At 69.0% G+C, this 9,091-nt stretch carries 11 protein-coding genes; 4 read left to right on the top strand and 7 right to left on the bottom strand.

Going from position 1 to position 9,091, the window contains the following annotated elements; genetic code table 11:
* The first annotated feature begins 104 nt into the window (after nt 1-104).
* Nucleotides 105-590, top strand: a complete 486-nt coding sequence (locus GA0115259_RS14640; protein WP_093596308.1) for a DUF3515 domain-containing protein — start codon at nt 105-107, stop codon at nt 588-590.
* 45 nt (nt 591-635) lie between these two features.
* Here the strand turns inward: GA0115259_RS14640 and GA0115259_RS14635 are convergent, their stop codons facing one another.
* The 3 genes from GA0115259_RS14635 to GA0115259_RS14625 form a co-directional block, all read right to left on the bottom strand.
* The gene (locus tag GA0115259_RS14635; RefSeq protein WP_093596305.1) at nt 636-1,808 is read right to left on the bottom strand and encodes a D-alanine--D-alanine ligase family protein; all 1,173 of its coding nucleotides are present in this window, start codon (nt 1,806-1,808) and stop codon (nt 636-638) included.
* A gap of 76 nt (nt 1,809-1,884) precedes the next feature.
* On the bottom strand, nt 1,885-2,886 hold the full coding sequence (locus GA0115259_RS14630; RefSeq protein ID WP_093596302.1) for an NAD(P)H-dependent glycerol-3-phosphate dehydrogenase: 1,002 nt from the start codon (nt 2,884-2,886) through the stop codon (nt 1,885-1,887).
* Nucleotides 2,883-3,635: a lysophospholipid acyltransferase family protein gene (locus tag GA0115259_RS14625; protein ID WP_093596299.1), complete on the bottom strand. Its 753-nt coding sequence runs from the start codon at nt 3,633-3,635 to the stop codon at nt 2,883-2,885. Before GA0115259_RS14625 ends, GA0115259_RS14630 begins: the two co-directional genes overlap by 4 nt.
* A gap of 157 nt (nt 3,636-3,792) precedes the next feature.
* On the opposite strand from GA0115259_RS14625, the gene cofC reads away from it, so the two are divergent.
* Together cofC and GA0115259_RS14615 are read left to right on the top strand one after the other, a co-directional pair.
* Nucleotides 3,793-4,482, top strand: a complete 690-nt coding sequence (gene cofC, locus GA0115259_RS14620) for a 2-phospho-L-lactate guanylyltransferase (protein WP_093596296.1) — start codon at nt 3,793-3,795, stop codon at nt 4,480-4,482.
* A 29-nt stretch (nt 4,483-4,511) separates the two neighbouring features.
* Nucleotides 4,512-4,715 carry a hypothetical protein gene (locus GA0115259_RS14615; protein ID WP_093596293.1) on the top strand — a complete coding sequence of 68 codons (204 nt, stop codon included), beginning with the start codon at nt 4,512-4,514 and terminating at the stop codon, nt 4,713-4,715.
* A 139-nt stretch (nt 4,716-4,854) separates the two neighbouring features.
* On the opposite strand, the gene GA0115259_RS14610 is transcribed toward GA0115259_RS14615, so the two are convergent.
* From GA0115259_RS14610 to leuC, 4 genes are all read right to left on the bottom strand, one after another.
* Nucleotides 4,855-5,505, bottom strand: coding sequence for an HU family DNA-binding protein (locus tag GA0115259_RS14610; RefSeq protein ID WP_093596289.1), 651 nt, complete (start codon nt 5,503-5,505; stop codon nt 4,855-4,857).
* Nucleotides 5,506-5,648: 143 nt separating this feature from the next.
* Entirely contained in the window at nt 5,649-5,876 is a 228-nt protein-coding gene (locus tag GA0115259_RS14605) for an SCO5555 family protein (protein ID WP_093596286.1), read from the bottom strand.
* A 104-nt stretch (nt 5,877-5,980) separates the two neighbouring features.
* Entirely contained in the window at nt 5,981-6,589 is a 609-nt protein-coding gene (leuD, locus tag GA0115259_RS14600; protein ID WP_093596283.1) for a 3-isopropylmalate dehydratase small subunit, read from the bottom strand.
* 2 nt (nt 6,590-6,591) lie between these two features.
* Nucleotides 6,592-8,031 (bottom strand): 3-isopropylmalate dehydratase large subunit, encoded by a 1,440-nt coding sequence (gene leuC, locus GA0115259_RS14595; protein WP_093596280.1) that lies wholly within the window; start codon nt 8,029-8,031, stop codon nt 6,592-6,594.
* A gap of 181 nt (nt 8,032-8,212) precedes the next feature.
* Between leuC and ndgR the strand changes: the two genes are divergently transcribed.
* Nucleotides 8,213-8,929 (top strand): IclR family transcriptional regulator NdgR, encoded by a 717-nt coding sequence (ndgR, locus tag GA0115259_RS14590; protein WP_058942291.1) that lies wholly within the window; start codon nt 8,213-8,215, stop codon nt 8,927-8,929.
* Nucleotides 8,930-9,091: the final 162 nt, after the last annotated feature.

The following is a 9,091-nucleotide window of genomic DNA, read 5'->3' as shown; positions in this document are numbered from 1 at the left end:
CTCGCGTGCCCGCAGTGACATCAGCCGCTGCCGCGGCGGGCGCTCCCTGATCCGGCCAGACCCAAACGAAAGACCCTAGCCCCCCGCCCGTTTACTCTTGGCCGGTGATACGTTCCCGCCGCAGGCTATCCGGCCGTCTGCTCGCCCGCCTGTCCGCCGTCGTCCTGTTGTCCGCAGCGGCGGGCTGTTCCGCCACGTACGCGGCGGTGTCGGCCGCGGTTCCCAGCCCGTCCCCGGGAGAGGCCGCGCTGTGCCGTGCGCTGCACAAGGAGCTGCCGGAGAACATCGGTGACCTCGGCAGGAACGATCCCGAGCCGCGTTCCGAACTGACCGCCGGGTGGGGGGACGCCGCGATCGTACTGCGCTGCGGTGTCCCCCGGCCCGACGGAATGAGTGATCCGCAGGCGCAGGCGGTGGAGGCGGACGGCGTCAACTGGATGCTGGAGGAACGCGACTCGGGCCCGCGCTTCACCACCACATACCGCGAGACCTATGTGGAGGTCACTCTGGACGCGCGGTTCGCGCATGACTCCACACCGCTCGCCCGGCTCGCCGCGCCGATCGCGAAGACGATTCCGTCGAGCCTCTAGGACGTGCCGTAAGACGTGCCGTAGCGGAACAGGGCGCGGAGCGGCTCAGCGCAGTCCGGTCGGGCGGCGCAGCGCCGCCTGGATCAGCCGGTCGATCAGCTCCGCGTATCCCACACCGCTCTCCTGCCACATCCGCGGATACATGGAGATCGGAGTGAAGCCGGGCATCGTGTTGATCTCGTTGATGACGAACTCGCCGTCCTCGGTGAGGAAGAAGTCCGCGCGGACCAGTCCCTCGCAGGACGCGGCCTCGAACGCCTCGACCGCGAGCCGCCGTACCTCGGCCGTCTGCTCCTCGGTGAGCGGCGCGGGCACCAGTCCGGTGGCCGAGTCGATGTACTTGGCCTCGAAGTCGTAGAAGTCGTGCGCGGTGACCGGCGGGATCTCGGCCGGCACACTGGCCCGCGGCCCGTCCTCGAACTCCAGCACTCCGCACTCGATCTCGCGCCCGCGCAGCAGCGACTCGATCAGGATCTTGGGGTCGTGGCGCCGCGCCTCGGCGATCGCCTCGTCCAGACCGGAGGGACCGTCGACCTTGGTGATGCCCATGGAGGAGCCGGCGCGCGCGGGCTTCACGAAGAGCGGCCAGCCGTGCTCGGCGGCGAAGTCCACGATCTTCCTACGGGCGCCGGCGCCCTGGGAACCTTCGGGGCCCTGCTCCCAATCGCGGGGCCTGATCACCAGATACGGGCCGACGGGCAGCCCGAAGGAGGTGAACACCCGCTTCATGTACTCCTTGTCCTGCCCGACGGCCGAGGCGAGGACACCCGCGCCGACATACGGCACACCGGAGAGTTCCAGCAGGCCCTGGAGGGTGCCGTCCTCACCGTAGGGACCGTGCAGTACGGGGAAGACGACATCGACCTCGCCCAGCGCCTTGGGCACGGAGCCCGGCTCGCTGTAGACGACCTCGCGGTTGCCCGGGTCGACGGAGAGGACGACGCCGCCGTCGGTGGATTCGGCGATCTGCTCGACGCTCGGCAGTGTCCGGTCGGCGATGGCCATCCGCTCGGGATCGTCGGCGGTCAGCGCCCAGCGGCCGTCGGTGGTGATACCGATGGGCAGGACGTCGTACTTCGTACGGTCGATGGACCGCAGTACGGCTCCGGCCGTGACCACCGAAATGGCGTGCTCGGAGCTACGGCCGCCGAAGACGACGGCCACGCGCGGCTTGCGGAGCTGCTGCTCAGGGCTCTGGGAGGAGTTCTCGCTGCTCATATCGCGATGAGCGTACCTGTTGGTAGCGCCCGAGTCAGCGTCCGTCGCACCCGAGTCAGCGTCGGTCGCGGCCGAGTCAGCTGCGCTCGGGCTTGGCGCTGCGCGACATCAGCTCCTTCAGCGCGACAAGCGGCGGTTTCCCGTTGTGGACGATGTCCACGACCGTTTCGGTGAGCGGCATGTCGACGGCGTGGCGCCGGGCCAGATCGAGCACGGACTCGCAGGACTTGACGCCTTCCGCGGTCTGCTTGGTGACCGCGATGGTCTCCTGGAGAGTCATCCCGCGGCCGAGGTTGGTGCCGAAGGTGTGGTTGCGGGAGAGCGGCGAGGAGCAGGTGGCGATCAGATCGCCCATGCCGGCGAGCCCGGAGAAGGTGTGCGGATCGGCGCCCATGACAAGGCCGAGCCGGGTGGTCTCGGCGAGCCCGCGGGTCATCAGCGAGGCCTTGGTGTTGTCGCCGAGTCCCATGCCGTCGGCGATTCCGACGGCGAGCCCGATCACGTTCTTGACCGCGCCGCCGAGTTCGCAGCCGACGACATCGGTGTTGGTGTACGGGCGGAAGTACGGGGTGTGGCAGGCGGACTGGAGCCGCTGGGCGACGGTCTCGTCCTGGCAGGCGACCACGGCCGCGGCCGGCATACGGCCGGCGATCTCCTTGGCGAGATTGGGTCCGGTGACCACGGCGACGCGCTCGGCCGGTGCCTTGGCGACCTCCTCGATCACCTCGCTCATCCGCTTCGCCGTGCCGAGTTCGATGCCCTTCATCAGGGAGACGAGCACGGTGTCGGAGGGCAGGACGGGCGCCCAGGCGGCGAGATTCGCGCGCAGTGTCTGCGAGGGCACGGTGAGTACGGTGAACTCGGCGCCGTCGGCGGCCTCGGCGGGATCGGTCGTCGCCCGTACTCCCACCGGGAGTTCGATTCCCGGCAGATAGTCCGGGTTGATCCGGGTGGTGTTGATCGCGTCCACGACTTCACGGCGGCGGCCCCAGATTGTCACCTCGCATCCCGCGTCGGCGAGGATCATGGCGAACGCCGTGCCCCACGAACCCGCTGCGAAGACCGCGACCCGCGTCACTTGGACCCCTCTTCCGCGGCCTTGCGCCGCTGTTCCGCCCTGGCCTTGCGATGGTCGTACAAGGCCGTGGGCACCGGCTCTCCGCGTACCTCGGAGAGCAGTTCCGTGATGGCGGCCATGATGACCTCGGTCGCCTCGCGGAGCAGTTCAGGGGTGGGCTCCTGGCCTTCGAACCGGGAGAGATCGACCGGCGGTCCGGCCAGCACCTTCAGCGTCTTGCGCGGAAAGAACTGGAAGCGGTTCTCCTTCGCGTACGGCGGCATCGCCAGATTGGCGCCCCACTGCGCGACGGGAATGACCGGCGCCTTGGTGAGCAGCGCGACACGGGCGGCACCGGTCTTGCCGGTCATGGGCCACATGTCGGGATCACGGGTGAGGGTGCCCTCGGGATAGAACGCGACGCATTCACCGCGCTCGATGGCGTCGACGGCGGCCCGGAACGCGTCGAGCGCGTCGGTCGTCTCGCGGTAGACGGGAATCTGTCCGGTACCACGGAGCATCATGCCGACAAAGGAGCCCTGGAAGAGGCCCGCCTTCGCCAGGAATCGTGGGACGCGTCCGGTGTTGTACTGGAAGTGCGCGTAGGAGAGGGGGTCCAGATAGGAGTTGTGGTTGACCGCGGTGATGAATCCGCCGTCGGCCGGAATGTGCTCCAGGCCCTGCCAGTCCCGCTTGAACAGAACAATCAGCGGCGGCTTTGCGATGACGGCCGCCAGGCGGTACCAGAAGCCGATTCTGCGGCGGGACACTCGGACACCTTCCTTTTCGCGCCTGGCTCTTTGCCCGGCTGCCGGGGGTCAAGTGTCGCCCCGGGCCCCTGCTCTGTCGAGGACACCGTACGCCCCGGTTCCCGGAGCGGCCCTGCGGGCCGTCACGGTGCCGGGCCACAATAGAGGGCCGATACATATGGACGGAGAGTTCGCCACGGACACCGACCCGACCGGGCGCTGGTCCCTGGTCGTTCCGCTGAAACCGCTGCGGCTGGCCAAGAGCAGGCTCGCCGGGACCGCGGGCGAGGCGCTGCGGCCCCGGCTCGCTCTCGCCTTCGCGCAGGACACCGTGGCCTCGGCGCTGGCCTGCCCGGCTGTTCGGGATGTGGCGGTCGTCACGGACGATCCGACGGCGGCGGCCGAGCTGGCGGCGCTGGGCGCGCGTATTGTGCCGGATTCGCCGGGAGACGGGCTCAACGCGGCGCTGGCGCATGGCGCGCGGGCGGTCAGGGCGCACAGACCGAGGGCCGCGGTGGCCGCGCTCAACGCGGATCTGCCGGCGCTGCGGCCGGCGGAGCTGGGCCTGGTGCTGGCGGCGGCGGAAGCATTTCCGCGTGCTTTTCTGGCGGATGCCGCCGAAATCGGTACGACATTGCTGGCGGCGGCGCCGGGCACGGAATTGAATCCGGCTTTCGGCGGTCCGTCCCGGCTTCGGCATTTGTCCTCGGGCGCGGTGGAAATTGTCCTGGCGGGGGTGGATTCCGTACGGCGGGATGTGGATACGGGTGCCGATCTGCGGGTGGCCGCGGAGCTGGGGCTCGGTCCGTACACGGCCCTGCGGTACGCGGCCCACGGACCGCTTCCCGCACGGCGGCCGGGGCTCTGATCGGCGCCGGCGACCGATACGCTGCCGCCATGCAGGCCACTTCGTACACCTACGACTCCAAAACCCGCAGCGGGAGCGTGCTGCTGGACGACGGCACTCCGCTGGAGTTCGACGCCGCGGCGTTCGACGCGGGCGGGCTGCGGATGCTCCGTGTCGGTCAGCGCGTACGGATCGAGACGGAGGGCGAGGGCACCGGCCGTCGCGTCACGCTGGTGACGCTGTATACGTTCTGAACGTTCCGGCCGAATACGTTCTGAACGTTCCGGCCGAACGGCCCGTGTATCTCAGTGATCTTGCGCAGTGATCTCGTACAACGCCGCGGGCCGGGCTCCCCGGAAGGAGCCCGGCCCGGCGCGTGTGGCCCTGTGCTGCTTACTGCCCCCTGGCGACGGTCTTCTTCGCGGTGGTGGTCCGCGAGGTGGCCTTCCTGGCGGGGGCCTTCTTGGCCGTCGCCTTCTTGGCGGGCGCGGTCTTCTTCGCGGTGGCCTTCTTCGCCGTGGCGGTGGCCTTCTTGGCGGTCTTCTTCGCCGTCGTGGTCTTCTTCGCGGCCGTCTTCCTCGCGGCCGTGGTCTTCTTCACGGCGGTCTTCTTCGCCGCCGTGGCCTTCTTCACCGCGGTCTTGCGCGCCGCGGTGGTCTTGGCGGCGGCCTTCTTGGCCGCGGCCTTCACGGTCGGACGGGCGGAAACACCGCCCGAGAGGCTGCCCTTGGGGGCCTTCTTGACGGCCACCTCGCCCTTGGGGAGCTTCTTCGAGCCGCTGACCAGGTCCTTGAAGCCCTGGCCGGCGCGGAAGCGCGGCACCGAGGTCTTCTTGACCCGCACGCGCTCACCCGTCTGCGGGTTACGGGCGTAGCGCGCCGGACGGTCCACCTTCTCGAACGAGCCGAATCCGGTGACCGAGACCCGGTCTCCTGCCACGACCGCGCGGACGATGGCGTCCAGTACCGCGTCGACCGCGTCCGCGGCCTGCTGACGGCCGCCGACCTTGTCCGCAATCGCTTCTACGAGCTGCGCCTTGTTCACGTCTTCCCCTTCGGAGACATTGCCAGAACGAAAGTGTTCAAGCTTTTTCGCACGTTAGGCAGATATATACCGCAAATCAAACACGAAACGGGCTAATCACCCTAGTGCCGCAACGAAGTCGACCTGGCGGAGATCCGCGGAGGTCACTCACCTTCGGGGAAACGACCCTCGTCGAGGTCCTTCATCAAGCGGTCCAGACGCCTTGCCGCGTCCGGGAGATCGTGTTTCGCCGCGGCCGTGATGACCAGCAGCTTCCGGGAGAGCGCCATCCGTACGCCCTCCGGGACTTGCAGCTCGCGCACCCTTGCGTGCGCTTCCTTCAGTTGTTCGGCGACTAACCCGTAGAGCTTGAGTTGGCTGTCGCGTTCCATGCACCGATTGTGCCATCTGGGGCGAGTTGTCGCCCGAGGGGGGCTCAACAAGCAACTGCACCCCCTGCCGGGAGGCAGGGGGTGCAGTAGGGGAAACGCGCTGTTCAGACGGTAATTGTGCGTGGTTTGAAGGACGGCCTGGCGGCCTCGTAGGCGGCGATGGCCGCTTCGTTCTGAAGGGTGAGACCGATGTCGTCAAGGCCGTTCAGCAGCCGCCAGCGGGCGTTCTCGTCCAGCTCGAAATCGGCCGTCAGCCCGGCTCCGTCGGCACCGGCCGCCCTGACCTGGCGTGCCTCGAGATCCACCGTGATCGCGGCCTTGGGATCGCTCTCCACGAACTCCCAGAGGGCGTCGACGACGGACTGCTCCAGAACCACGGTCAGCAGGCCGTTCTTGAGCGAGTTGCCGCGGAAGATATCGGCGAACCGGGAGGAGATGACGGCCTTGAAACCGTAGTTCTGGAGGGCCCAGACGGCATGCTCACGGGAGGAGCCGGTACCGAAGTCGGGGCCCGCGACCAGCACCGTCGCGCCGGTGTACACGGACTGGTTGAGGACGAACGCCGGATCCTTGCGCCAGGCCTCGAACAGCCCGTCCTCGAATCCGTCGCGGGTGACCTTCTTGAGCCAGTGCGCCGGGATGATCTGGTCGGTGTCGACATTGCTGCGGCGCAGCGGTACGGCGCGGCCGGTGTGGGTGGTGAAGGCTTCCATGGTTATCGCGCTCCAGCGGGCGTACGGGCGCCGGCATCGGCGTCGGACAGATCGGCGGGCGAGGCGAGATGGCCCAGCACGGCGGTGGCGGCGGCGACCTGCGGCGAGACGAGATGGGTGCGCCCGCCCTTGCCCTGCCTGCCCTCGAAGTTACGGTTCGAGGTGGACGCCGAGCGCTCGCCGGGAGCGAGTTGGTCGGGGTTCATGCCCAGGCACATCGAGCAGCCGGCGTGCCGCCACTCCGCGCCGGCGGCGGTGAAGACCTTGTCCAGGCCCTCCTCGACGGCCTGGAGCGCGACGCGTACCGAACCGGGAACGACCAGCATCCGTACGCCGTCGGCGACTTTGCGGCCGTCCAGGACGGAGGCCGCCGAGCGCAGGTCCTCGATACGGCCGTTGGTGCAGGAGCCTACGAAGACGGTGTCGACGTTGATGTCGCGCAGCGCCTGCCCCGCGGTCAACCCCATGTACTCCAGGGCCTTTTCGGCGGCGTGGCGCTCCGAGGCGTCCTCGTACGAAGCCGGGTCGGGGACCTGCGCGGAGAGCGGCGCGCCCTGGCCCGGGTTGGTGCCCCAGGTGACGAACGGGGCCAGTTCCGCGGCCTCGATGAAGACCTCGGCGTCGAAGACCGCGTCGTCGTCGGTGCGCAGCGTCTTCCAGTACGCGAGCGCCGCGTCCCAGTCCTCGCCCTCGGGCGCGTGGTCGCGGCCCTTGAGATAGGCGAAGGTGGTCTCGTCGGGGGCGATCATGCCCGCCCTGGCGCCGGCCTCGATGGACATGTTGCAGATGGTCATCCGGGCCTCCATCGAGAGCTTCTCGATGGCGGAGCCGCGGTATTCGAGGATGTAGCCCTGGCCGCCGCCGGTGCCGATTCTGGCGATGATGGCGAGGATCAGGTCCTTGGCGGTGACGCCGTCGGGGAGTTCGCCCTCGATCGTGATCGCCATGGTCCTGGGACGGGCCAGCGGCAGCGTCTGGGTGGCGAGGACATGCTCGACCTGGCTGGTGCCGATCCCGAACGCCAGCGCGCCGAACGCGCCGTGTGTGGAGGTGTGGCTGTCGCCGCAGACGACGGTGGTGCCGGGCTGGGTCAGCCCGAGCTGCGGGCCGACGACATGGACGACGCCCTGCTCGACATCGCCCAGCGGGTGCAGCCGCACGCCGAAGTCGGCGCAGTTCCTGCGGAGCGTCTCCAGCTGGATCCGGGAGACCGGATCGGCGATGGGCTTGTCGATGTCGATGGTCGGGGTGTTGTGGTCCTCGGTCGCGATGGTGAGGTCGAGCCGCCGGACCGGCCGGCCGCTCTTCCGCAGACCGTCGAAGGCCTGGGGACTGGTCACCTCGTGCAGCAGGTGCAGATCGATGAAGAGAAGGTCGGGCTCGCCCTCCGCGCGCCGGACGACATGATCGTCCCAGACCTTCTCCGCGAGTGTCCTACCCATCGCTTTCCCTCCGGCCGGTCCGTCGTGTCCGGCACTCCTAGAGACATATGGGCCCGCGTCCGCTCCCCACGTATCCGAACGCCGGCTGAAGGCCCGTGGTCCGCGGGCCGTACATACAGGTTGGCAAGTTCCTTGGGAAATTGAACTTGCGTTTCACAGAGTGAGACGCAAGTATCGTTTCATGGACAACTCTAGCGGCGTCGGCGTTCTCGACAAGGCTGCTCTGGTATTGAGCGCTCTGGAGTCCGGTCCGGCCACCCTCGCCGGACTGGTCGCGGCGACCGGGCTCGCACGTCCCACGGCCCACCGGCTGGCCGTGGCACTGGAACACCACCGGATGGTGGCGAGGGACATGCAGGGCAGGTTCATTCTCGGCCCGCGGCTGGCGGAGCTGGCCGCCGCCGCCGGCGAGGACCGGCTGCTGGCCACGGCGGGACCTGTACTCACCCATCTACGGGATGTGACCGGCGAGAGCGCGCAGCTCTACCGCAGGCAGGGCGACATGCGGATATGCGTGGCCGCCGCGGAGCGTCTCTCGGGGCTGCGGGACACGGTCCCGGTCGGCTCCACGCTGACGATGAAGGCCGGTTCCTCCGCGCAGATCCTGATGGCCTGGGAAGAACCGGAGCGGCTGCACCGCGGTCTTCAGGGAGCCCGTTTCACGGCGACGGCGCTCTCGGGCGTACGGCGCAGAGGCTGGGCCCAGTCGATCGGTGAGCGCGAGCCGGGCGTGGCCTCGGTCTCGGCGCCCGTGCGCGGCCCGTCGAACCGTGTGGTCGCGGCGGTCTCGGTATCCGGACCGATCGAGCGGCTCACCCGGCATCCGGGCCGTATGCACGCGCAGGCCGTGATCGACGCCGCGGGACGGCTGAGCGAGGCGCTGCGGCGCTCGGGCTGAACCCCTCCCCGGTCGTGCGGCGGCCGTCAGCCGTGCCGGCGGCGGCAGTTGGGGATGTGAATACGAGAAGGCCCTTCGCGTACGAAGGGCCTTCCCTGTGTGGTACCCCCGACCGGATTCGAACCGGCGCTACTGCCGTGAGAGGGCAGCGTGCTAGGCCGC

It is taken from the genome of Streptomyces sp. MnatMP-M17 (assembly GCF_900091995.1).
Lineage (GTDB): Bacteria > Actinomycetota > Actinomycetes > Streptomycetales > Streptomycetaceae > Streptomyces.
This window is presented reverse-complemented; position numbering and strand designations above follow the sequence as displayed.